The organism is Mycobacterium sp. SMC-14 (assembly GCF_046250075.1).
Taxonomy (GTDB): domain Bacteria; phylum Actinomycetota; class Actinomycetes; order Mycobacteriales; family Mycobacteriaceae; genus Mycobacterium.
In genome coordinates this window covers 488,769-511,359 of sequence record NZ_CP176429.1, presented here as the reverse complement: position 1 = coordinate 511,359, position 22,591 = coordinate 488,769, and the positions used below count along the sequence as shown (strand labels likewise).

General features: G+C 67.5%; 21 protein-coding genes and 1 pseudogene. 10 read left to right on the top strand and 12 right to left on the bottom strand.

Going from position 1 to position 22,591, the window contains the following annotated elements:
* Positions 1-77 precede the first annotated feature (77 nt).
* Genes ramB through ACKY0W_RS02425 form a run of 4 tightly spaced genes read left to right on the top strand, consistent with a single transcriptional unit; the run spans position 78 to position 3,940 of the window.
* Positions 78-1,505 (top strand): acetate metabolism transcriptional regulator RamB, encoded by a 1,428-nt coding sequence (ramB, locus tag ACKY0W_RS02440; protein ID WP_409436248.1) that lies wholly within the window; start codon positions 78-80, stop codon positions 1,503-1,505.
* A complete protein-coding gene (locus tag ACKY0W_RS02435; protein WP_409436247.1) occupies positions 1,502-2,041 on the top strand; it encodes a carboxymuconolactone decarboxylase family protein in 540 nt (179 codons plus the stop codon). The genes ramB and ACKY0W_RS02435 overlap by 4 nt, the downstream gene beginning before the upstream one ends.
* A gap of 6 nt (positions 2,042-2,047) precedes the next feature.
* The gene (locus tag ACKY0W_RS02430) at positions 2,048-3,502 is read left to right on the top strand and encodes a DUF92 domain-containing protein (RefSeq protein WP_409436246.1); all 1,455 of its coding nucleotides are present in this window, start codon (positions 2,048-2,050) and stop codon (positions 3,500-3,502) included.
* Positions 3,503-3,556: 54 nt separating this feature from the next.
* On the top strand, positions 3,557-3,940 hold the full coding sequence (locus ACKY0W_RS02425) for a VOC family protein (protein ID WP_409436245.1): 384 nt from the start codon (positions 3,557-3,559) through the stop codon (positions 3,938-3,940).
* Positions 3,941-3,960: 20 nt separating this feature from the next.
* Here the strand turns inward: ACKY0W_RS02425 and lpdA are convergent, their stop codons facing one another.
* The gene (gene lpdA / locus ACKY0W_RS02420) at positions 3,961-5,361 is read right to left on the bottom strand and encodes a dihydrolipoyl dehydrogenase (protein WP_409436244.1); all 1,401 of its coding nucleotides are present in this window, start codon (positions 5,359-5,361) and stop codon (positions 3,961-3,963) included.
* Between the two features lie 185 nt (positions 5,362-5,546).
* On the opposite strand from lpdA, the gene ACKY0W_RS02415 reads away from it, so the two are divergent.
* On the top strand, positions 5,547-6,722 hold the full coding sequence (locus ACKY0W_RS02415) for an NAD(P)/FAD-dependent oxidoreductase (protein WP_409436243.1): 1,176 nt from the start codon (positions 5,547-5,549) through the stop codon (positions 6,720-6,722).
* Positions 6,723-6,728: 6 nt separating this feature from the next.
* Here the strand turns inward: ACKY0W_RS02415 and ACKY0W_RS02410 are convergent, their stop codons facing one another.
* From ACKY0W_RS02410 to ACKY0W_RS02395, 4 genes and pseudogenes are all read right to left on the bottom strand, one after another.
* Positions 6,729-7,277: a hypothetical protein gene (locus ACKY0W_RS02410; protein WP_409436242.1), complete on the bottom strand. Its 549-nt coding sequence runs from the start codon at positions 7,275-7,277 to the stop codon at positions 6,729-6,731.
* Positions 7,270-7,548 (bottom strand): putative holin, encoded by a 279-nt coding sequence (locus ACKY0W_RS02405; RefSeq protein WP_409436241.1) that lies wholly within the window; start codon positions 7,546-7,548, stop codon positions 7,270-7,272. Before ACKY0W_RS02405 ends, ACKY0W_RS02410 begins: the two co-directional genes overlap by 8 nt.
* 41 nt (positions 7,549-7,589) lie before the next feature.
* Positions 7,590-7,982, bottom strand: a pseudogene (locus ACKY0W_RS02400) (DUF779 domain-containing protein); the annotation flags it as partial.
* 13 nt (positions 7,983-7,995) lie between these two features.
* Positions 7,996-9,519 carry an aldehyde dehydrogenase family protein gene (locus ACKY0W_RS02395; protein ID WP_409436240.1) on the bottom strand — a complete coding sequence of 508 codons (1,524 nt, stop codon included), beginning with the start codon at positions 9,517-9,519 and terminating at the stop codon, positions 7,996-7,998.
* A 65-nt stretch (positions 9,520-9,584) separates the two neighbouring features.
* Between ACKY0W_RS02395 and ACKY0W_RS02390 the strand changes: the two genes are divergently transcribed.
* Positions 9,585-11,615 carry a prolyl oligopeptidase family serine peptidase gene (locus ACKY0W_RS02390; protein WP_409436239.1) on the top strand — a complete coding sequence of 677 codons (2,031 nt, stop codon included), beginning with the start codon at positions 9,585-9,587 and terminating at the stop codon, positions 11,613-11,615.
* 34 nt (positions 11,616-11,649) lie between these two features.
* Here ACKY0W_RS02390 and ACKY0W_RS02385 read toward each other — a convergent pair whose 3' ends face one another.
* The 4 genes from ACKY0W_RS02385 to ACKY0W_RS02370 all read right to left on the bottom strand — a co-directional run bounded on the left by ACKY0W_RS02385 (position 11,650) and on the right by ACKY0W_RS02370 (position 14,980).
* Entirely contained in the window at positions 11,650-12,480 is an 831-nt protein-coding gene (locus tag ACKY0W_RS02385; protein ID WP_406756481.1) for a hypothetical protein, read from the bottom strand.
* The gene (locus ACKY0W_RS02380; protein ID WP_409436238.1) at positions 12,480-14,000 is read right to left on the bottom strand and encodes an aldehyde dehydrogenase family protein; all 1,521 of its coding nucleotides are present in this window, start codon (positions 13,998-14,000) and stop codon (positions 12,480-12,482) included. The genes ACKY0W_RS02385 and ACKY0W_RS02380 overlap by 1 nt, the downstream gene beginning before the upstream one ends.
* A gap of 69 nt (positions 14,001-14,069) precedes the next feature.
* A complete protein-coding gene (locus ACKY0W_RS02375; RefSeq protein ID WP_409436237.1) occupies positions 14,070-14,591 on the bottom strand; it encodes a mycothiol transferase in 522 nt (173 codons plus the stop codon).
* 11 nt (positions 14,592-14,602) lie between these two features.
* Entirely contained in the window at positions 14,603-14,980 is a 378-nt protein-coding gene (locus tag ACKY0W_RS02370; RefSeq protein ID WP_409436236.1) for a VOC family protein, read from the bottom strand.
* A 46-nt stretch (positions 14,981-15,026) separates the two neighbouring features.
* Between ACKY0W_RS02370 and ACKY0W_RS02365 the strand changes: the two genes are divergently transcribed.
* Positions 15,027-16,760: an N-acyl-D-amino-acid deacylase family protein gene (locus tag ACKY0W_RS02365; protein WP_409436235.1), complete on the top strand. Its 1,734-nt coding sequence runs from the start codon at positions 15,027-15,029 to the stop codon at positions 16,758-16,760.
* A 36-nt stretch (positions 16,761-16,796) separates the two neighbouring features.
* Entirely contained in the window at positions 16,797-17,609 is an 813-nt protein-coding gene (locus ACKY0W_RS02360) for a class I SAM-dependent methyltransferase (RefSeq protein WP_409436234.1), read from the top strand.
* A gap of 4 nt (positions 17,610-17,613) precedes the next feature.
* On the opposite strand, the gene ACKY0W_RS02355 is transcribed toward ACKY0W_RS02360, so the two are convergent.
* Positions 17,614-18,630 carry an aldo/keto reductase family protein gene (locus ACKY0W_RS02355; RefSeq protein WP_409436233.1) on the bottom strand — a complete coding sequence of 339 codons (1,017 nt, stop codon included), beginning with the start codon at positions 18,628-18,630 and terminating at the stop codon, positions 17,614-17,616.
* 61 nt (positions 18,631-18,691) lie between these two features.
* Here ACKY0W_RS02355 and ACKY0W_RS02350 point away from each other — a divergent pair, with 61 nt between their 5' ends.
* Together ACKY0W_RS02350 and ACKY0W_RS02345 are read left to right on the top strand one after the other, a co-directional pair.
* A complete protein-coding gene (locus ACKY0W_RS02350; protein WP_409436232.1) occupies positions 18,692-19,078 on the top strand; it encodes a hypothetical protein in 387 nt (128 codons plus the stop codon).
* Between the two features lie 26 nt (positions 19,079-19,104).
* Positions 19,105-19,506 (top strand): pyridoxamine 5'-phosphate oxidase family protein, encoded by a 402-nt coding sequence (locus ACKY0W_RS02345; protein ID WP_409436231.1) that lies wholly within the window; start codon positions 19,105-19,107, stop codon positions 19,504-19,506.
* On the opposite strand, the gene ACKY0W_RS02340 is transcribed toward ACKY0W_RS02345, so the two are convergent.
* A complete protein-coding gene (locus ACKY0W_RS02340) occupies positions 19,487-20,824 on the bottom strand; it encodes a bifunctional adenosylcobinamide kinase/adenosylcobinamide-phosphate guanylyltransferase (RefSeq protein WP_409436230.1) in 1,338 nt (445 codons plus the stop codon). The two genes, ACKY0W_RS02345 and ACKY0W_RS02340, sit on opposite strands and share 20 nt — an antisense overlap.
* A gap of 132 nt (positions 20,825-20,956) precedes the next feature.
* The gene (gene groL, locus ACKY0W_RS02335; protein ID WP_406756491.1) at positions 20,957-22,582 is read right to left on the bottom strand and encodes a chaperonin GroEL; all 1,626 of its coding nucleotides are present in this window, start codon (positions 22,580-22,582) and stop codon (positions 20,957-20,959) included.
* Positions 22,583-22,591: the final 9 nt, after the last annotated feature.

The window sequence follows — 22,591 nt, the reverse complement described above, 5'->3', positions numbered from 1 at the left end:
CTGTGAACCACAGCTCTTATCGGATCACCGCTCGCTAATTTTGCGAACACCCTCTTCACAGCAGGTAGGCTCGTTGGGTGGCCAAGACGTATGTCGGTGCCCGGGTGCGCCAGCTGCGCAGCGAACGCGGGTTCAGCCAGGCTGCACTGGCCCAGATGCTGGAGATCTCGCCGAGCTACCTCAACCAGATCGAACACGACGTTCGTCCGCTGACCGTCGCGGTGCTGCTGCGCATCGCCGAGGTCTTCGGCGTGGACGCCAGCTTCTTCGCCTCCCAGGACGACACCCGGCTGGTCGCCGAATTGCGCGAGGTCGCCATGGACCGCGATCTCGACATGGACGTCGACCTGGCCGAGGTGGCCGAATTGGTCAGTGCCCACCCCAAATTGGCCCACGCAATGGTCAACCTGCACCGCCGCTACCGCATCACCACGGCCCAACTCGCCGCAGCCACCGAGGAACGCTTCTCCGACGGCAGTGGCACCGGCGCAATCACCATGCCGCACGAAGAGGTCCGGGACTACTTCTATCAGCGGCAGAACTATCTGCACGAACTCGACACCGCCGCCGAGGAACTGGCCACCCGGATGCGCAGACACCAGGGCGAATTGGCCGTCGAGCTGGCCAATCGACTCACCGAGGTGCACGGCGTGCACATCAACCGCCGGATCGACCTAGGCGAGACAGTGCTGCACCGCTATGACGCGGAAACCCGGACGCTGGACATCTCCAACCACCTGTCCTGGGGGCAGCGGGTGTTCAAGATGGCCGCCGAACTGGCCTATCTGGAGTTCGACGACCAGATCTCGACCATGGTCGAAGAGGGAAAGTTCACCTCGAAGGATTCCCGCACCCTGGCCCGGCTCGGGCTGGCCAACTACTTCGCGGCGGCGATTGTGTTGCCCTACGGGCAGTTTCACGACAGCGCCGAGACGTTCCGCTACGACATCGAACGACTCTCGGCCTTCTACCGCGTCAGCTACGAGACCATCGCCCACCGGCTGTCCACCCTGCAGCGGCCGTCGATGCGGGGTGTGCCGTTCTCCTTCGTCCGGGTCGATCGGGCCGGCAACATGTCAAAACGACAATCCGCCACCGGCTTTCACTTCTCCTCGAGCGGCGGCACCTGCCCGCTGTGGAACGTCTACGAGTCGTTCGGCAACCCGGGAAAGATCCTGGTGCAGATCGCCGAGATGCCCGACGGTCGCAAGTACATGTGGGTGGCGCGCACCGTCGAACGCCGCGCCTCCCGCTGGGGCCAGCCAGACAAGACCTTCGCGATCGGGCTCGGTTGCGAGCTACGCCACGCCCACCGGCTGGTCTACTCCGAAGGCCTGGATCTGGCGACCGGCCACGACGTCCCGGCCACCGCGATCGGGGTGGGCTGTCGAGTCTGCGACCACGACAACTGCCCACAGCGGGCCTTCCCCGCGCTCGGCCGTGACCTGGATCTCAACGAACATCGCAGCACTGTCTCGCCGTATCTGGTAAAGCAACAGCGGTGACTGTTCGTATCCCCGATTCCCCCGGCCTACGCGACCTCGGCGTCGCCAACTGGCTGGTCTGCAAGGTCATCGCCCTGCGCCAGCATGTACCCCGCGCGCACCTGTTCACCACACTCGGCCAGCACAAGCGATTGATGTGGTCCTGGCTGCCGTTCGGCGGGGTGCTTATGCGGGGCGGCAAGCTGCCGAACCGCGACACCGAGTTGGTGATCCTGCGGGTCGGACACCTGCGCGACAGCCAATACGAACTGCAGCACCATCGCCGGATGGGCCGGGCCGTCGGCCTCGACGACGCCACCCAGGCACGGATCTTCGAAGGACCCGGCGCGGACGGGCTCACCGACCGGCAGCGCGTATTGCTGACCGGGGTCGACGAACTGGTGGGAACCCGCACGCTCTCGGACGCCACCTGGACGCAGCTGGCTGCCCATCTGGATCGCCCCCGGCTGATCGAATTCGTCATGCTGACCAGCCAATACGACGCGCTGGCCGCCACCCTGAGCGCACTGCGGGTGCCGCTGGACTTCGATGAGTAGTCCTGCGTGACAGCTACCGTGAGCCACGACCTGGCCGTCGCCGGGGGCGGGGTCCTGCTGATCGCAGCGGTGCTGATCGTCGTCGGGCGCGCACTGGCACGGCGCGGCGCCGGGCCGCTGGTAATCCGCAAGATCCCCCACGCGCTGTGCGGGCTGTTCGCCGCGCTGGCGGCCTTCCAGCTCTCGCACGGCGTGGTGGTGGCGGGCGTGCTGGCCGCCGCGACGGTGGCCTTGACGGTCATCGTGGAGCGCGGTCTGGTCCCGGTGCCCGGCGTCTTCGACGGCACCCGGTCTCGCGACTACGGACTGGTGGGCTTCGCCGCCGGGGCATTGGTCGCGGTGCTGGCGTTCTGGCCGGACCGGGTCGCCATCGCGGCAGGCGTGGTGGTGCTGGGACTGGCCGACGCCGGTGCGGCGCTGATCGGGGACCGCTACGGCAGACATCGAGTCGAAGCCGGCGGCGGGGTGCGCTCCCTGGAGGGGTCGGCCGCCTTCGTGGCCATCGCCTTCGCCGTGTCGTGGGTGTTCTGCCGGGTCGGACTTGAACTGAATACGTTTATGGCGGTGTCGGTTTCACTGTTCGTCGCGATAACCACAGCAGCCGTGGAACTTCTGGTGCTGCCGGCGGCGGACAACCTGCTGATCACACCGTGGGTTGCGCTACTGCTGCACGTGGCACGGGAACTGTCGACCGACGACGCGCTGCGGTGGCTGGCCGCGGTGGTATTCGGCTGCGCCATCGTGCCGTTCATGCTGCGGATGCGATGGCTGGACCTGCCGGGCGCACTGGCCGGCGGCCTGATCGCCGGGGTGGCCGTCGGCCTCGGTGGCTGGGCGTGGATCATCCCGGCCGCGTTGTTCTTCTCACTGACCAGCCTGCTCACCGCGTATCGACGGCCCACACGAAGTGGGGGCATGCGCACCCTGAGCCAGGTCGCGGTGAACGCGGGCCTCCCGGTGCTGGTTCCGGTGATCGGCTACGCATTCACCCGTGACCCGCTCTGGTACGCCGTGTCGATCGGCGGGATCGCAGCCGGCATCGCCGACTCCTGGGCCTCGGAGATAGGACGCTTCTCCGTTCGGGAGCCGTTGTCGCTGCGCACCTGGGGTCGGGTGCCCAAGGGCACCTCCGGGGCGGTCTCCCCGCTGGGTTCGGGCGCAACGGTGCTGGGGGCGCTGGCCGTCGGCGCCTTCGGCGCCCTGTTCGGCGGGCCCGCGATGGTGGCGGTGGGCCTGGCGGCAGGAGTCGTCGGCTCGCTGGTCGACACCCTGATCGGCGCCAGCGTGCAGGCCCGCTTCGCCTGCGCGACGTGCGGTGCCACGGTGGAGGACGCCCTGCACTGCGGCGCACCGACAACGCCGTCCACCGGCTGGCGGTGGGTGGGCAACGACGTGGTCAACGCCTGCGCGAACACAGCCGGCATGGTCACCGGGCTGGTCGTTTTCGCGCTGATGACCTAGCCAGGGCTGTTCCCGGGGAGCAGTCACCATAAGCGGTCAGAAACGAGAGGGCTCATGAAGAAGACCCGCTTGGACTCCGTCGTCCCGATCCTGTTCGTTCGAGACGTCACAGCCAGTGCCGGCTATTTTCAAGCCAAGCTCGGGTTTGAGATCGACTTCCTCCATGGATCGCCGCCCTTCTACGGAGCGGTGTCGCGCGACGAGGTCTGCCTGCATCTTCGCTTCGTTGCCCAGCCGAATTTCGCCCAGCTGGCCGCCTCTGAACCTTCTCTGATTCTGGCCACGATCGAAGTGTCAGACGTCGAGTCGCTGTTCGATGAAATCACCGAACGCGGTGCCACCATCATCCAGGAACCGACTCAAAAGCCCTGGGGCGGCACCGACTTTCATGTCGGCGACCCCGACGGCAACGTCATCTCTTTCGTCAGCTACGAGTAGGCCACCGGCCCGCCGCAACGTCAGAAGTTGATCATGTGGCCGGTCAGGCCGTGGAAGCACTCCTGCAGCGCCTCGGACATGGTCGGGTGGGTGTGCACGTTGCGGGCCAGCTCGCCCGCGGTCAGGTCCCACTTCTGCGCCAAGGTGAGCTCCGGCAGCAACTCGGACACGTCATGGCCGACCAGGTGCCCGCCGATCAGCTCGCCGTAGCGGGCGTCGGCGATCAATTTCACGAACCCGCTCGGGTCACCCACGCCGTGCGCCTTGCCGTTGGCGGTGAACGGGAACTTCACCACCTTGACGTCGTAACCCTCGGCCTTGGCCTGTTCCTCGGTGAGCCCGAAGCTGGCCACCTGCGGCTGGCAGAACGTGGCGCGCGGCATCATCCGGTAGTCGCCCAGCGACATGGTTTCGGCCCCGCCGATGGTCTCGGCGGCCACCACGCCCTGCGCCTCGGCGACGTGCGCCAGCTGCAGCAGCCCGGTGACGTCGCCGATGGCGTAGATGTGCGGCACCGAGGTCTGCAGGTACTCGCCGACACCGATGGCGCGGCGCTCGGTCAGCGCGACACCCGCCGCCTCCAGCCCGTAGCCGTCGACGTTGGGGGCAAATCCGATGGCCTGCAACACCTTGTCGGCCTTGAGTTCCTCGGTCTGACCGTCCTTACTGACCGTGACGGTCACCGGGCCGTCGCCCCCGCTGTCCACGATGGACTCGACCTTGGTTCCGGTGCGGATCTTGACGCCCAGCTTCTTGAACTGCTTCTCGATCTCCTTGGACACATCGGCGTCCTCGTTGGGCAGCGCCCGCGGCAGGAACTCCACCACGGTGACGTCCACGCCGTAGTTGGCCAGCACGTAGGAGAACTCCATGCCGATGGCCCCGGCGCCGGCGATGATGATTGAGCTCGGCAGCTCGCGGCTCAGGATCAGCTGCTCGTAGGTGACGACGTTGTCCGACAGCGAGGTGCCCGGCACCAGCCGGGTGCTCGACCCGGTGGCGATGATCGCGTTGGTGAACGTAACCGTCTCGGTACCACCGTCATTGAGGGCTACCGAGATCGTGTTCGGGTCGGTGAACGTGCCGTAGCCGTGGATCTCGGTGATCTTGTTCTTCTTCATCAGGAAGTGCACGCCGGCCACCCGGCCCTCGGCGACCTTGCGGCTGCGGTCGAACGCGGCACCGTAGTCGAAGGTGGCGGTGCCGCTGATCCCGAACGTGGCTGCCTCGCGCGAGAAGATGTGTGCCAACTCAGCGTTGCGCAGCAGCGCCTTCGAGGGAATGCAGCCGACGTTGAGGCAGACCCCGCCCCAGTACTTCGGTTCGATGATGGCGGTGTTCAAGCCCAGCTGGGCGGCGCGAATGGCCGCTACATATCCGCCGGGGCCGGCTCCGAGGACGACGACGTCAAAGTGGGTCACCAGCCCACCCTAACGGGTCAGGCCGCTGGCGCCAGGCGCAACCGGGGCCACCTCGGACTTCCCCCAAGCGGGTTCATTAGGAAGAAGAAGCTGTGGTCTGTTCCAAGTGGCCGGTACCGCCACGCAACGGTTGCCATGCTGGCAGGACAGACGCCATACCGACAGTTCAGTGGGGGCGGTGCCCTATGACGCAGCGATACGACGTGGCGGTGTGCGGCGGCGGTCCAGCGGGCTCCGCGGCGGCTTGGCAAGCCGCGCGGAGCGGTGCCCGGGTGGTGGTGCTGGACAAGGCCGAGTTTCCACGCGATAAGCCCTGCGGCGACGGCTTGACGCCCCGGGCCGTCAGCTACCTGCAGAAGATGGGCCTGGCCGGTGAGATCGCCGGCTTTCACCGGCTGAACCGGGCCACCGTATTCAGCCCGCGCGAATGGGAGGTGTCGTTTCCGCGGCGGCCCGGGATGCCGGACCACGGGCACAGCGTCAGCCGGCGAGAGTTGGATACCTTGCTGCTCAAGAATGCGGAGTCTGCGGGAGCCGAAGTACGCCAGTCGACAGAGGTCCTCGGCCCCATCGTCGACGACGGCGGGCGCGTCACCGGAGTGCGGCTCAAGACCGGGGAGCAGTTGCTCGCGGGAGCGGTGATCGCCGCCGACGGCGCCTACTCGCCGGTCAAGCGGGGCCTGCAGCTCAACTCGCGGCATAACGGCTACTCGGCGATCGCGATCCGTGCGGAGATGCAGACCAACCGCCCCGAATCTGATTCGCTCGACATCCATGTGAAACTGCTGTTCCACGGTGATCAGCTGCCTGGCTACGGCTGGGTGTTCCCTCTCGGTGGCGGCCGGGTGAATATCGGGCTGGGCTACGTCAACAGCTACAAGCACTGGCACCAGATCAATGCCACCGGGCTTCTCGCCGATTTTCTTGCCGGGCTTCCCGCGGACTGGGAGCTGCCGCCGATCGGCGAGTTGCAGCGGTCGAAGGCCGTGCAGGGCTGGCGCCTGCCGATGGGCTTCACCGCTTGGCCGCCCTGGCGCCCCGGGGTACTGTTCGCCGGCGACGCGCTGGGTGCAGCGAGGCCGGTGTCGGGGGCCGGCATATCCAAAGCTCTACAGTCCGGGCTGGCTGCCGGCGAGTGTGCGGTCGCGGCGTTGGTCAACGGCGGCCCTGGCGACTTCACCAACTACCAGGAGCGCCTGACGTCGTTCTGGGGGCGCGAGTACCGCCGCGGCCGCTACTTCCACCGGCTCGTGGGAATCCCAGCGCTGGCGAAGGCGGGGGTCAAGATGCTCGACACCGTGAACCATCCCTGGCTGCGTGCGCACCTGCTGCTGTGGGAAAGTACGTTGTCGGGCAGCTGAATTGCGTCAGTACGGGATGATTCCGGCGACGCAGCGACTCACATGCTGGCAGTAGTAGTGCCCATATAGCGGCGCCGCGGCGACCGCGGCGGCGAACACCGCCGACATCAGCGCGATCGCCACCGCCGACACCAACGGTTTCTCCCCCACCATCGCCACGATCAGCCCGGCGACCATACACACCACCGCATAGACCAGCACGACGAAGACGGCCGGCGTCTTGTCGGCCAGCGAATACCACCAGGAGAACAGTCCCAGGCCGATCCCGGCCGCCGGAATCCACACCGCCAACAGCACCAGGACCAGCTGCCACCACTTCAGGAATTGGTATTGGCCGGTGAGGACCACCGGTTTGGGCGGTTTGACCGGCGACGATGCGGACGCCGCCGCAGATCCTTCCGGTTCAGGCCAGGCGATCGGCTCGTCACCGGTGACCGGCTCGTCCAGCGCCTCCGCCGGTCCGGGCAGCGGTACCGGGTGCGGCCCGGTGTCGAAGATCGGAGCCATGTGCGGCTCGGTCATGGGCAGTGACCCGGTATCGGTGGTCTCAGACACCCGACACCACCTGAATCGTGGCCAGTGCGCCGAACCATCCGACCGCCATCGCGAGCAGAAACGCACCCAGAGCGGTTACCCACCGACGTGAGGAGACGAACACCAGCACCAGCCCCGCGATGCTGGGCGCTCCCAGCACCAGCGTGATCGCGACGTCCGGGCGCAGCGGCGCGGTGATGACCAGGCTCAAGCCGATCCCGGTCAAGATGCCGACCGCCGCCCCGACCAGCATGGCGCTGCTCAACAACCAAGGGCGTGGCAGCGGAATCACACCACCAGATTTTACGGCGACCACACCGATCAGCGCGGTAGCGACCCGGTGATCACCGGGACTGATTCCAGCAGGGTGTTCTCGGCGTTGGTGAAAGCCCGACCGCGGGTCAGGAACCGCAGGCCTTCGGGTGCCTCCAGGCTGAACCCGGCCCCGCGGCCCGGCACCACGTCGATGATCAACTGGGTGTGCTTCCAGGCCGCGAACTGCGGACCGGAGATCCAGACCGGCACGTCGATCCCGGCCGCATCCAACACACCGAGCCGCACGTCGTGGTCACCGATGAGGAAATCGCCGTCGGGATAGCACATCGGTGCCGACCCGTCGCAGCAGCCGCCGGACTGGTGGAACATCACCGGACCGTGGCGCGCCACCAGTCGCGCCACCAGGTCGGCGGCCGCGTCGGTGATCAGCACCCGGTCTGGTGCGTCCATCAGAACAGGCCCATCAAAAAAGACCCTGTGCCGACTGGGAGTAGGACACCAGCAGGTTCTTGGTCTGCTGGTAGTGGTCGAGCACCATCTTGTGGTTCTCCCGGCCGATGCCGGACTGCTTGTAGCCGCCAAAAGCCGCGTGCGCGGGATAGGCGTGGTAGCAGTTAACCCAGACTCGCCCGGCCTGGATGTCGCGTCCGGCCCGATAGGCGGTGTTCCCGTCGCGGCTCCACACTCCGGCGGCCAGCCCGTAGATGGTGTCGTTGGCGATCGAGATCGCGTCGTCGTAGTCGGTGAACGACGTCACCGAGACCACCGGACCGAAGATCTCCTCCTGGAAGACGCGCATCTTGTTGTGGCCGGCGAAGATCGTCGGCTGCACGTAATAGCCGCCCGAGAGCTCACCGCCCAGCTCGGCGCGTTCACCGCCGGTGACGGTGGTGGCGCCCTCCTCCTTGCCGATCGCGATGTAGGACAGGATCTTTTCCAGCTGGTCGTTGGAGGCCTGCGCCCCGATCATCGTGGTGATGTCGAGTGGATCGCCCTGGCGGATCGCTTTGGTGCGGATAGCGGCCAGCTCCAGGAACTCGTCGTAGATGGGGGCCTGGACCAACGACCGGGACGGGCAGGTGCACACCTCGCCCTGGTTGAGGGCGAAGCCCGCGAATCCCTCCAAGGCCTTGTCCTGGAAGTCGTCATTGGCCGCCAGTACGTCGGAGAAGAAGATGTTGGGACTCTTGCCGCCCAGCTCCAGGGTGACCGGGATGATGTTCTGGCTGACGTACTGCATGATCAGCCGCCCGGTGGTGGTCTCGCCGGTGAAGCCGATCTTGGCGATCCGGTTGCTGGTCGCCAGCGGCTTGCCGGCCTCGACACCGAATCCGTTGACCACGTTGACGACTCCCGGCGGCAACAGGTCGCCGATCAGGCTCATCAGGAACAGGATCGAGGCGGGGGTCTGCTCGGCCGGCTTGAGTACCACCGCGTTGCCGGCGGCCAGGGCGGGCGCCAGCTTCCAGGCGGCCATCAACAGCGGGAAGTTCCACGGAATGATCTGACCGACCACGCCCAGCGGCTCATGGAAGTGGTAGGCGACGGTGTCGTTGTCGAGCTGGCTCAGCGCACCCTCCTGGGTGCGGATCGCCGCGGCGAAGTAGCGGAAGTGATCCGCGGCCAGCGGGATGTCGGCGGCCAGCGTCTCCCGGACCGGCTTGCCGTTGTCCCACACCTCGGCGACCGCCAGCTCCTCGCGGTGTTGGTCGATCCGGTCGGCGATCTTGGCCAGGACATCCGCCCGCTCGGCCGGGGACGCCTTTCCCCACGCCGGGGCGGCGGCGTGCGCGGCGTCGAGCGCCAGGTCGATGTCGGCCGCTGTGGAGCGGGGAATCTCGCAGAACGGCTGGCCGGTGACCGGCGTGGTGTTCTCGAAGTACTCACCGCCGACGGGTGCCACCCACTGGCCCCCGATGAAGTTCCCGTAGCGGGACTCGTAGCTCATCAGCGCGCCGGCAGAACCCGGACGTGCGAAAACGGTCATCGATGCTGCTCCTTAGCCGTGGGTGTTACTCAACTCACATTACCGTCGCGGTCACAATGACTGCTATGTCTACCCAGCCTGCTAAGGACTTTGACGACCCGTACCTGTGGCTGGAGGACGTTACCGGCGAGCAGCCACTGGACTGGGTGCGCGCTCACAACGACGGAACCGTCGAGGAGTTCGCCGGCGACGACTTCGAGGCGATGCGCGCCACCGCGCGCGAGGTGCTCGACACCGACGCCCGTATCCCCTACGTACGACGCCGGGGCGAGTACCTCTACAACTTCTGGCGTGACGCCACCAACCCGCGCGGGTTGTGGCGACGCACCACCTTGGACAGCTACCGCACCGACAGTCCGGTGTGGGATGTCGTCATCGACCTCGATGAGCTGGCCCGCGCCGACGACGAGAACTGGGTCTGGGGCGGAGCCAACGTGATCGAACCCCACCACACTCGGGCTCTGATATCGCTGTCGCGCGGCGGGTCGGACGCCGTGGTGGTGCGTGAATTCGACATGGCAACACGGGAATTCGTCGGACCCGACGGCCAGGGCTTCGAGCTTCCCGAGGCCAAGACCCGGATCGGCTGGGAGGACGACGACACCGTGCTGGTGGGCACCGACTTCGGTGCCGACTCACTGACCGAGTCCGGCTACCCGCGGATGGTGAAGAGGTGGCGCCGCGGCCAGGAGTTGGCGCAGGCGGAGACGGTGTTCACTGGGTCGGCCACCGATGTGGTGGTCGCTGCGGGCCGAGACCGCACCCCGGGATTCGAACGAACCATGGTGTCGCGGGCGATCGACTTCTTCAACGACGAAGTCTACGAATTGCGCGAGGGCGAGCTGATCCGCATCGACGCGCCTACCGATGCCTCGGTGTCGGTACACCGGCAATGGATCCTGATCGATCTGCGCACCGACTGGGACACGCCCGCCGCGTCATATCGGGCCGGCTCGCTGTTGGCCGCTGACTACGACGAATTTCTCGCCGGCACAGCGCAGTGCAGCGTCATCTTCGAACCCGATGCCCACACCGCACTGCATCACTACGCGTGGACCCGCGACCGCCTGGTCCTGGTCACGCTGCACGACGTGGCCAGCCGGGTGGAGGTAGTCAGGCCCGGCGACTGGCAGCGGCGTCCCATTGCCGAAGTACCGGCCAACACCAACACCGTCATTGCGGCCGCCGACGACACCGGCGACGAGATCTTCTTGGACTCAAGCGGATTCGACCGTCCGTCACGACTGCTGCACGGCGCAGTGGACGGGAAGCTGACCGAGATCAAATCCGCTCCGGCGTTTTTCGACGCCGACGGACTCGACGTCAGCCAGTACTTCGCCACCTCCAAAGACGGTACCGCGATCCCGTACTTCGTGGTGCGCCCGGCGGGCGCCACCGGCGCGACACTGCTGGGCGGCTACGGCGGGTTCGAGGTGGCGCGCACACCCGGCTACGACGGCGTGCTGGGCCGGTTGTGGCTGGAACGCGGCGGCACCTACGTGCTGGCCAATATTCGTGGCGGCGGCGAATACGGGCCAGGCTGGCACACCCAGGCGATGCGTGCCGGCCGGCACCTGGTGGCCGAGGATTTCGCCGCAGTGGCAACCGATCTGGTGGACCGCGGCATCACCAGAGTCGAGCAGCTCGGGGCGGTGGGCGGCAGCAACGGTGGGTTGCTGATGGGCATCATGCTCACCGCCTACCCGCAGCTGTTCGGCGCACTGGTGTGCCAGGTGCCGCTGCTGGACATGCGCCGCTACCACTTGCTGCTCGCCGGTGCGTCCTGGGTGGCCGAATACGGCGACCCCGACGACCCCGATGAGTGGGAGTTCATCCGCGAGTACTCGCCGTACCAGAACATTTCCGCCGATGCGGCGTACCCACCGGTGCTGATCACCACCTCCACCCGAGACGATCGGGTGCATCCGGGGCATGCCCGCAAGATGACCGCGGCACTGCAGGACAGTGGCCACCGGGTCTGGTACTACGAGAACATCGAGGGCGGGCACGGCGGCGCGGCCGACAACGCCCAGGCGGCGTTCAAGTCAGCGCTGAGCTTTTCGTTCCTGTGGCGGATGCTGGGCCAGCAGGGCTGACAACGCCGTTCGCCAGGGCGGCGATGTTGGCGAGTCAGGACTTGCGCAGGCCGCCCGCCAGCGCGATTCCCACCCCGACCAGCACCAAGACCGCACCGGCCGCCAGGGTCAGATTGAGCCAGAGGTGCAGACTCCCCTCGGCCACATCGGCGAGGGCATCGGTGATCCGGCGGATATCGCCGGTCGCCTGGCTGAGCACCTGGTCGAGGAGGCGCCGCGCCACTTCGACTCCCGACCAGCCGACGGCGCCCACCAGCAGCGCCGAAACACCCAGGCTCGCCAACGCCCTGCCGCGGCGCCGTGCCGCGACCAGCGTCAGGATCGCGCACAATCCGCCCATTGCGCCCAGTACGACGGTGAGCAATGGCCCCCACACCGCGAGCCGATGCAACCCACCGGGACGCATCACCTCGGTGGACGTCGAGGTCAGCGGCACCGTCAACGACGCGGGCAGCGTAATCGGGTAGTCGGACAACAGTTGCGCGAACGCGTCGTCACGCAGCATCGGTATCACGTCGATCTCCCAGGGGCCGGGATCGCCGACGTTGAGCAGCCACGCGTGCCCGTCCCGGTTGACCCGAACGAACTGCGCCGGAAACGACGGCCCGGCGGTGTACTGGCGGGCGGCCTGCCGGACCTCCGACGGGTCGATGCCGAAGCCGCTCCCCCGGATCAGCTGGACCGTCTGGGCGCTGAGTTCAGCCGCCACCGCGTCCTGCAGGGCCGGTTGAGCCGCGGCCCGGGCCGCCAACCGCGCGTAGCCGTCGGCGTCGATCAGGTTGTACTGCGCCCACGCCGTCGGCAGTGCCACCGCAAGCGTTGCGGTGGCCAGCAGCCAGAACAGTGTCGCGGTGAAGACGCGCACTATTTCGCGGTGCGGCGCGGTCGCGCCAGCGCCAGCTTGGTGATCAGCCGGTTGCTTCGGGCCAGCGTCTTCAGCGAATTGTGGTAGAAGTTCCCGCCCGCACCGACGTTGGTGCGCGGCGCGACGACGGTCTCCTGCCGACAGAACTTGCGGATGCCGTCCGCACCACCGAAGCGCGCACCGATGCCCGAGGTCTTCCAGCCACCCATCGGCGCCGTCGTGCACATCAGGTTGGAGATCACGTCGTTGACGTTCACCGCCCCGCAATCCAACTGCAAGGCAATGTCTTTGGCCCGCGCAACGTCACGGGAGAACACCGAGGCGCTCAATCCGTAGGCGCTGTCGTTGGCCAGTCGGATCGCCTCGTCGACGCTGGCGACCTTCATGATCGGCAGGGTCGGGCCGAAGGTCTCCTCGGTCATGCAGGCCATCGAGTGGTCGACGTCGACCAGCACGGTGGGCGGGTAGAAGCTGCCCGGACCGCCGGCGCGTTCACCGCCGGTCAGTGCACGCGCGCCCGCGGCCACCGCTTCCTTCACGTGCCGCTCGGTGATGGCCAGTTGCTGGTCGCTGATCAGGGCCCCGAAGTGCTTGCCCTCGCCGGTGCCCATCTGCAGCCCCTCGACGTCGCGGACCACGGCGGCGACGAACTTGTCGTAGACGGGTTCCAGCACGTACACCCGCTCGACCGATACGCAGGTCTGCCCGGCGTTGAACATCGCGCCCCAGACCGCGGCGTGCGCGGCCAGGTCGATGTCGGCGTCCTCGCACACGATCATCGGGTCTTTGCCCCCGAGCTCGAGGCTGACCGGCACCAGCCGGCTCGCGGCCCGCTCGGCGACCTTGCGCCCGGTGGCGGTGGAGCCGGTGAACTGCACGTAGTCGGAGTTGTCGATCACCGCTTCGGCGACCTCGCGCGCACCCTGCACCACCGCGAACACGTCCGGTGCGCCGGAGGCCAGCCAGCCTTCGCGAAGAAGTTCCGCGGTGAGCGGGGTCTGCTCGGACGGCTTGAGCAGCACCGCGCAGCCGGCCGCCAAAGCGCCGATGGCATCCATCAGCGCGTTGGCCACCGGGTAGTTCCACGGCGCAATCACGCCGACCACCGGCCGGGGCCGGTAGTGGATGGCGATCTTCTTGATGCTCATCACCGGCAGCGACGCGGGCCGAGTCTCCGGGGCCACCGCCTTGTCCATCACCTTGATCACGTACGACAGGATCATGATCAGCAGCGGCACCTCTTGCGCGGCGTCGGTACTGGACTTGCCGGTCTCGGCGATCAGCAGCTTCTCGATCTCGTCCCGGTTGTCACCGAGCCACAAGGCGAAACGGGCCAGGGCCTTGGCCCGGCCCTTGGCGCCGCGGTGCTCCCACTCCCGCTGGGCGGTGCGCAGCCCGGCAGCGATTTTTTCGACGTCAGAAGGGTCGGTCCACCGCACCTCGCCGGCAGCTTCCCCGGTAGCGGGGCTGAACACGGTTCCGGTGCCGGTGAAGGCGGCGACTGAGTTGGTGGCGGTCATGGCGCCATGCTAGTCCGGGCTGTGACCCGGATCGCACCGGGCCTCGACAGGTGTCAAGTCCGGAGGAGCCTAGCTTTTCAGGCCCCGCAGGTACGCGGCCTGTCCCAGATGCTGGGCGCAGTCGTCGATGACGCTGACCAGCCGGACCCCGGCCGTCACCGGCGGATCCCAATGGGTGTCGACGACCCGGGACAGCTCGTCGGCGGTGACACCGTCGAGATAGCCCAGGGTCAACTCGTGCACGCCGCGGTAGTAGCCCGCAAGCAGTGCTGCCGGTGCCCGAACCTTGGCGACATCGGCGGGGCTATGGCCGTAGCCACTGTCATCACGCGGCAGGTCCAGACCGAATCGATCCACCCAGCCGTCGCGAGTCCACGCCTGCTCGACGCCGGCGACCTGGGCCACCTGAATGTCCTGCACTCGGGCGCTGTGCCAGAGCAGCCACGCGATGCTGTTGGCCTGCGCGGTCGGGCGATAGTCGGCCACCTCGTCGGTGAGCCCGTCAGTGAGTTCGTCGGCGTGCTCGATCAACCGAGTGAACGCGTCGCGGAGCAGGGCCCGCAGGGCGGCGGTTGTGTCGTTCTCCGTCATACCGCCCGACGCTACGCCTGGTGGCAGACCGCCTCGACGTTGTTGCCGTCCGGATCCCGGACGAAGGCGCCGAAGTAGCCGGGGTGGTACTCGGGCCACAGCCTCGGCGCGTGTAGGGACTCGGCACCCAGTCGCACGGCGGTGTCGTAGAACGCCTGCACCTGATCGGGGTCAGCGGCGCTGAACGCGACGTGGATCTCGCGGTTGGGCCCGGAGGCGTCACCCGCGCCGGCGTCGGCGATCCAGAACGTCGGCTTGCCGTCTCGCCCGTAACCGAGCGCCACGCCGACATCCAGCTGCCGCGTGTAGCCCAGGACGCCTAGCACCGCGTCGTAAAATTGCTGCGATTTCGCGTAGTCGCTGCAGTTGATGCCCACGTGGTCGATCACGGAATACATCCTGGCATGCCGAACCGCAGGGTCGTAGATTAACTAGATGAGCCTCGACGTCGTGGTCCGCAACGGCACGATTGTCGACGGACTGGGCGGGCAACCCTACGTCGGCGATCTCGCGGTCCGCGGTGGCGTCATCACCGAGATCGGCGAGGTATCCGGCAGGGATGGCGGGGCGCACCGCGTCATCGATGCGACCGGGCTGCTGGTCACACCGGGTTTCGTCGACCTGCACACGCACTACGACGGACAGTCGATCTGGTCGGATCGGCTCAATCCTTCCTCGGCGCATGGCGTGACGACCGCGCTGATGGGCAACTGCGGGGTGGGGTTCGCGCCGTGCCGGATCGACGATCACGACGTGCTGGTGGATCTGATGGCCGGCGTTGAGGACATTCCCGGTGTGGTGATGACGGACGGTCTGCCATGGACCTGGGAGACCTTCCCGCAGTTCATGGACGCCGTCGACAAGCGTCAGCGCGATATCGATGTCGCGGCGTTCCTGCCGCATTCACCGCTGCGCGTCTACGTGATGGGCCAGCGCGGTGTGGACCGCGAACCGGCCACGCCCGAGGATCTGGCACAGATGCGCCGACTGGCCCAAGAGGCCGCCGAGGCTGGCGCACTGGGGTTCTCGTCCTCACGGCTGATGACGCACCGCACCAAGACCGGCACCCAGATCCCCAGCTACGACGCCTCCTACGCCGAGATCCTCGCGATCAGCCGCGGCCTGGCCGACGGCGGGGGCGGGCTGATCCAGTTCGTCCCGGATCTTCCCGAAGGCACCTACCAGCCTGTGCTGCAACAGGTTTTCGACGCGGCTACCGAAGCAGGACTGCCCGTCACGTTCAGCTTGCTTATCGGCAACGCCGGTGCGCGGCTTTGGCGCGACGCCATCGACATGGTCGAGAAGGCCAACGGATCCGGAGCAGCGATCACCGCGCAGATATTTCCCCGCCCGATCGGACTGATGGTCGGACTGGACCTGAGCATTCATCCATTCGTGCTGTACCCGAGCTACCAAAAGATCGCTCGCCTGCCGCTGGCAGAGCGGGTCGCCCAGATGCGTAAACCGGAGGTGCGGCAACAGATTCTGTCCGACCGCCCGACGATCGTCCCGACCAACCCGCTCGCCTACCTGGCCCAGTCCTGGGAGTGGACTTTCCCGCTCGGCGATGATCCCGACTATGAACCGGACCCGTCGAAAAGTATTGCGGCACGGGCCAGAGCACGTGGGGTATCCCCGGTCGAGGAGGCATACGACCGGCTGCTCGACGACGGCGGGCATGCGATCCTGCTCGATGCCCTGGCCAATTTCGAGAACAACTCACTGGACACCGTCAGCGCCCTGATGCGTCGCGACGACGTCGTGCTGGGCTTGGGAGACGGTGGTGCGCACTACGGAATGATCTGCGACTCCAGCTTTCCCACCTATGTGCTGACCCATTGGGCCCGTGACCGCGCGTCGGGACGACTCAGCGTCGAAGCGGCGATCCGCGAACTGACGTCCACGCCGGCCCGGGTTGCCGGCCTGGCCGACCGCGGTCGCATCGCGGTCGGATACAAGGCCGATCTCAACGTCATCGACCACCAGAACCTGCGGCTGCACAAGCCGGTGGTCACCTATGACCTGCCGGCCGGTGGGCGCCGGTTGGATCAGACCGCCGACGGCTACGTCGCGACGATCGTCTCCGGCGAGATCATCGCCGAGAACGGCAAGCCCACCGCGGCCCGGCCCGGCAGGCTGGTGCGCGGCCGTCAACCCGCGCCGGCCTGACCGCCCACCGAATCCACCGGCGTACCGTTTCGGAGTGTGACTGAGCCATCAGAGCCCAAATACACCCACGGCCATCACGAATCGGTGTTGCGCGCCCACCGCTCCCGCACCGCGGAGAACTCCGCGCCCTATCTGTTGGGATCGCTGAGGCCGGGCTTGCAGTTGCTCGATGTCGGCTGCGGGCCGGGAACCATCACGGTGGATCTGGCCGCCCTCGTCGCGCCGGGCCGAGTGACCGCCATCGAGCCGGTCCCCGAGGCACTGGATCTGGCCCGCGCCTGCGCAGGTGAGCGGGGGCAGCACAACATCGACTTTGTGGTTGCCGATGTGCACGTATTGCAGTTCGGTGACAACAGTTTTGACGTGGTGCATGCCCATCAGGTGCTACAGCACGTCGCCGACCCGGTGACCGCCCTGACCGAGATGCGCCGAGTATGCAAGCCCGGCGGGTTGGTGGCCGTGCGCGACAGCGACTATGCGGCGTTCACCTGGTATCCGGCGTCGGCAGAGTTGGACGACTGGCTGCGGCTCTACCGTGACGCGGCGCGGGCCAACGGCGGCGAGCCCGACGCGGGCCGGCATCTGCTGGCCTGGGCGCACGCGGCCGGGTTCACCGACATCACCCCTACGACGAGCGCGACCTGTTACGCCACCCCCGCCGACCGAGAGCACTGGGGCGGCATGTGGGCCGACCGGATCCTGCAATCGGCCATCGCCCAGCAACTGCTCGACAGTGGTGCCGCCGATCAGGCCAAGCTGCAGGCGATTTCACAGGCCTGGCGAAACTGGGCCGACGATCCAGACGGCTATTTGATGATCCCGCACAGCCAGCTCCTGTGCCGGGCATGACGTCTTAGATCAACCGTTTGGGCGGGGTCGAGCGTGCCACCAGTTCGGCGTCGCTGGTCACCGCGTCACCCAGAACCTGATCGATGCGCGCCAGCAGCTCAGCAGGAATCCGCACGCCGGAGGCTTTGACGTTCTCGGCGACCTGCTCCGGGCGGGACGCCCCGACCAAAGCGGCAGCGACGTTGTCGTTCTGCAGCACCCAGGCGATCGCCAACTGTGCCGTGGTCAGCTCCAGCTCCGCGGCGATCGGCGCCAACTGCTGGACCCGGGTCAACACGTCATCGGTCATGAACCGTTTGATGAAGTTCGCGCCGCCCTTCTCGTCGGTGGCACGCGAGCCGGCCGGCGGCGGCTGACCGGGCAGGTACTTGCCGGACAGCACGCCCTGGGCCATCGGTGACCAGACGATCTGACTCAAGCCCAGCTCTTGGCAGGTCGGGACCACCTCCGGCTCGATCACCCGCCACAGCATCGAATACTGCGGCTGGCTGGAGATCAGCGATACGCCGAGCTGGCGGGCCAACCCGTGGGCTTGGCGGATCTGTTCGGGGGTCCATTCGCTGACGCCGATGTAGAGCGCCTTGCCCGCTCGGACGATGTCGGCGAAGGCCTGCATGGTCTCCTCGAGCGGGGTGAAGATGTCGTAGCGGTGCGCCTGGTACAGGTCGACGTAGTCGGTGCCCAGCCGGCGTAGCGATCCGTCGATGGCCTCCATCATGTGTTTGCGGGACAGGCCGGTGTCGTTGCGGCCCAACGGGGCCGGCCCGATCGGCCAGTACACCTTGGTGAAGATCTCCAGCGACTCACGCCGCCGGCCCGCCAATGCGGCGCCCAGCACCTCCTCGGCCCGCCCGTTCGCGTAGACGTCGGCGGTGTCGAAGGTGGTGATGCCGGCATCGAGCGCTGCGTGCACGCAGGCGGTGGCGACGTCGTTCTCGACCTGCGAGCCGTGGGTGAGCCAGTTGCCGTAGGTGATTTCCGAGATCTGCAGGCCGGAGTTGCCCAGGTAGCGAAATTCCATAGGCCCATCATGGCGCACGACTCTGGGACGTGTCTCGTGCCGGATTACTATCCTGGACACCATGGCCCGCTCCGTCGACCTCGCACGCCTGGCCGAGCTGCTGCGCGATTACCGGTACGCCTTCCTGGTCACTGTCGGCGACGACTACCGCGTCCGCACCACCGCGATCACCCCGAGCTTCGACGGTGCCCGGCTGGACATCGGACCGGTGGGATCGCACGGCCGGGAGAACCTGTCGACCCGCAACGCCGTCACCCTGGTCTGGCCCGGCCGCGACGTCGGCGAATACTCGTTGCTCGTCGATGGCCTGGCCGAGCTTCCCGAGGATCCGGCCGGCCCGGTACTGGTCACGCCGGCCAAGGCCCTGCTGCACCGGCCGGTGTTCGAGCCCGGGACCCAGCAGGCGGTCGGCACCGTCCATGACTGCGTGCAGCTCAAGGCAGATTGACAGCCTGCAGGTTTAGGCTCGAATTCATGAGTTCTAGCGTGGATTTCGATCGACTCGCAGAGAAGCTGGTGGGCCATGACTACGCCTACCTGATCACCGTCGATGCCGAGAGTCGTCCGCATCCGGTGCCGGTGATGCCGGTGCTGCGGGGCGACACGGTGCACATCGGTGCGCTGGGCGGTCGGCGCAGCCGGGCGAATCTGGCGCGCACAGCGGATGTGACGGTGATGTGGCCACCACCGGTTCCGGGCGGCTACACCGTCATCGTCGACGGCACGGCCCAGGTGTCCGATGCCGGTGAGTTGGCCAGTGTGGCGATCTCCCCGACCCGTGCCGTTTTGATCCGGGTCGCCACGCCCGAATCACCGGGCGAGACACCCTGTTACAGCGATTGCGTCGACCTCAAAGTCAGTCCGCGGGGAGCCTGAGCGGCCGCCCGGCCACCATCAGCACGACCTCGTCGGAGGCCGCGGAGACCCGCGCGTTGAGCACTCCCAGCAGGTCACGGAACAGCCGCCCCGAAGCGGTGGGCGGGACTACCCCGCTGCCCACCTCGTTGCTCACCGCCACCACCGGCGCCGGGCAGGCCCGCCAGGCCGCCACCAGCTCGTCGATGTCGGCCGATACGGCGTTCAGTCCGTCACCGCCGTCCCACACGTGGTGCAGGTCCATCCGCGCGGTGAGCCAGGTGCCGAGGCAGTCCAGCAGCAGCGCGTTGGGGGCCGACCGCAGTTCCTCGGCAACATCGACGGTCTCGACCGTGCGCCACGATTCGGGGCGGCGTGCCCGGTGCAGCCGCACCCGCTCGACCCATTCCGGATCGCCCTCGCGCACTCCGCCGGTGGCCAGGTAGGTCACTGCCGGCTCGGCGGCCAGCAGCGCCTCGGCGTGCGCGGACTTACCCGATCGCGCGCCGCCCAACACCAGGGTCCGGGTGGCGTGACCGTCGGCTGCACCCACTCGCACCACCTCACCGTCACGCCCCGGCCGGGCGCCTGAATCCGACAGTACGGCAGTCAATTCCGACTCGGAAGGATTGTGGTGGCTCAGGTGTACCGCGACAATATCGGTGGTGTCGGTGACGGCGCCACTGGCACGCAGCCGCGCCACCGTTGTCGCGAATGCCGGCAGGTCGTGGTGTTCGGTGCCGTGTTCGGTATAGGTCCCGAACGTCTCCTCCAAAAACACCGCGTCGTAGCCGGCGCCGGCCAGCTCGGCGTGAGTCGCCTCGGATAGCGGGCCGGTGTCGGTCGCCCAGAAGATGCGGCCGCCAACGGATGCCAGGTCGTAGAGCACCGCGTCACCGCCGATGTCGGCACCGTGGGCGGCGGCCAGCACCCGCACGTCGTAGTCCCCGAGCCGGATACGGTCACCGGCTTGCACCGTCACGAATCGGACCGGATCGTCGGGCCCCACCCAGTGCCGGCACTGATCGAGCGCACCGGCCGGGCCGACCACATCGAGCGGTTCGACCGTCCCGGTCCAGTGCCGCATCAGCAGCGCGGCGGGGCCGACGTGATCGGGGTGGCCGTGGGTGAACAGGATGTGCCGGACGTCGGCCAGCGTTCGCCCGTGGCGCATCGCGGCGCGCGGTGCCTCCGGCCCGCAGTCCAGCAGCAGCACATCGTCGACCAGCGCGGCGGTCTGGGCGCGAACCTGCGTTGCCGCCGACCGGCAGGAGGCGCACCGGCAGAACGGATTCGGCCAGCCGTCGGCGCTGCCGGTGCCCAGCAGCACGACTTCCATGGCGCCTCCCACCGTTGACTCTGCGTCCAGGGCGGGCCCCACTCGCACTTTCCCGCCCTCCGCGCAGAGTCAACGTAAACGACGAAGGCCCGGCCTGCCGAAGGCAGGCCGGGCCTTGTCGTGCAACCAGACTTAGAAGTCCATGCCGCCCATGCCACCGGTCGGGTCGCCCGCGGGTGCGGCCGCCTTCTCCGGCTTGTCGGCGACAACGGCCTCGGTGGTCAGGAACAGTGCCGCGATGGACGCCGCGTTCTGCAGCGCCGAGCGGGTCACCTTCACCGGGTCGGCAACGCCGGCCTTGAGCAGGTCCTCGTACTCGCCGGAGGCGGCGTTGAGGCCGGTGCCCGAGGCGGAGTTGGTGACCTTCTCGGCGACAACGCCGGGCTCCAGGCCCGCGTTGAAGGCGATCTGCTTCAGCGGAGCCGACAGCGCGACACGCACGATGTTGGCACCGGTCGCCTCGTCACCGTCGAGCTTGAGCTCGTCGAGCGACGGAGCGGCCTGCAGCAGGGCCACGCCACCACCGGCGACGATGCCCTCCTCCACGGCGGCCTTGGCGTTGCGCACTGCGTCCTCGATGCGGTGCTTGCGCTCCTTGAGCTCCACCTCGGTGGCAGCCCCGGCCTTGATCACCGCAACACCGCCGGCCAGCTTGGCCAGGCGCTCCTGCAGCTTCTCGCGGTCGTAGTCGGAGTCGCTGTTCTCGATCTCGGCGCGGATCTGAGCCACCCGACCGGCGATGGCGTCGGAGTCGCCCGAGCCCTCGACGATGGTGGTCTCGTCCTTGGTGATGACGACCTTGCGGGCGGTGCCCAGCAGGGCGACGTCGGCGCTCTCCAGCGACAGGCCGACCTCTTCGCTGATGACCTGGCCACCGGTGAGGATCGCCATGTCCTGCAGCATCGCCTTGCGACGGTCACCGAAGCCCGGAGCCTTGACGGCAACGGACTTGAAGGTGCCGCGGATCTTGTTCACGACCAGGGTCGACAGGGCCTCGCCCTCGACGTCCTCGGCGATGATCAGCAACGGCTTGCCGGACTGGATGACCTTCTCCAGCAAGGGCAGCAGGTCCTTGACGGTCGAGATCTTCGAGCTGACCAGCAGGATGTAGGGGTCCTCCAGGACGGCTTCCTGACGCTCGGCGTCGGTGACGAAGTAGCCCGAGATGTAGCCCTTGTCGAAGCGCATGCCCTCGGTGAGCTCCAGCTGCAGGCCGAAGGTGTTCGACTCCTCGACGGTGATGACGCCCTCGTTGCCGACCTTGTCCATGGCCTCGGCGATCAGGTCACCGATGGTCTGGTCGCCCGCGGAGATACCGGCGGTCGCCGCGATCTGCTCCTTGGTCTCGACCTCTTTAGCCGAAGCCAGCAGGGTCGAGGTGACCTTTTCCACGGCCTTCTCGATGCCGCGCTTCAGACCCAGCGGGTTGGCGCCGGCGGCCACGTTGCGCAGGCCTTCCTTGACCAGGGCCTGGGCCAGCACGGTGGCGGTGGTGGTGCCGTCACCCGCGACGTCGTCGGTCTTCTTGGCGACCTCTTTGACCAGCTCGGCGCCGATCTTCTCGTAGGGGTCCTCCAGCTCGATCTCCTTGGCGATGGACACACCATCGTTGGTGATCGTGGGGGCGCCCCACTTCTTCTCCAGGACGACGTTGCGGCCCTTGGGGCCCAGCGTCACCTTGACCGCGTCGGCGAGGGCGTTCAGGCCCCGCTCGAGGCCGCGACGGGCCTCTTCGTCATACGCAATTTGCTTAGCCATTGCGAAGTG

Excerpts from the sequence above, each read along its gene's own strand:
- ACKY0W_RS02345 (WP_409436231.1), top strand. The coding sequence starts at position 19,105 with ATGAGTTCTAGCGTGGATTTCGATCGACTCGCAGAGAAGCTGGTGGGC.
- ACKY0W_RS02350 (WP_409436232.1), top strand. The coding sequence starts at position 18,692 with ATGGCCCGCTCCGTCGACCTCGCACGCCTGGCCGAGCTGCTGCGCGAT.
- ACKY0W_RS02365 (WP_409436235.1), top strand. The coding sequence starts at position 15,027 with ATGAGCCTCGACGTCGTGGTCCGCAACGGCACGATTGTCGACGGACTG.
- ACKY0W_RS02390 (WP_409436239.1), top strand. The coding sequence starts at position 9,585 with ATGTCTACCCAGCCTGCTAAGGACTTTGACGACCCGTACCTGTGGCTG.
- groL (WP_406756491.1), bottom strand. The coding sequence starts at position 22,582 with ATGGCTAAGCAAATTGCGTATGACGAAGAGGCCCGTCGCGGCCTCGAG.
- ACKY0W_RS02380 (WP_409436238.1), bottom strand. The coding sequence starts at position 14,000 with ATGACCGCCACCAACTCAGTCGCCGCCTTCACCGGCACCGGAACCGTG.
- ACKY0W_RS02395 (WP_409436240.1), bottom strand. The coding sequence starts at position 9,519 with ATGACCGTTTTCGCACGTCCGGGTTCTGCCGGCGCGCTGATGAGCTAC.
- ACKY0W_RS02355 (WP_409436233.1), bottom strand. The coding sequence starts at position 18,630 with ATGGAATTTCGCTACCTGGGCAACTCCGGCCTGCAGATCTCGGAAATC.
- ACKY0W_RS02415 (WP_409436243.1), top strand. The coding sequence starts at position 5,547 with ATGACGCAGCGATACGACGTGGCGGTGTGCGGCGGCGGTCCAGCGGGC.
- ACKY0W_RS02340 (WP_409436230.1), bottom strand. The coding sequence starts at position 20,824 with ATGGAAGTCGTGCTGCTGGGCACCGGCAGCGCCGACGGCTGGCCGAAT.
- ACKY0W_RS02425 (WP_409436245.1), top strand. The coding sequence starts at position 3,557 with ATGAAGAAGACCCGCTTGGACTCCGTCGTCCCGATCCTGTTCGTTCGA.
- ACKY0W_RS02375 (WP_409436237.1), bottom strand. The coding sequence starts at position 14,591 with ATGACGGAGAACGACACAACCGCCGCCCTGCGGGCCCTGCTCCGCGAC.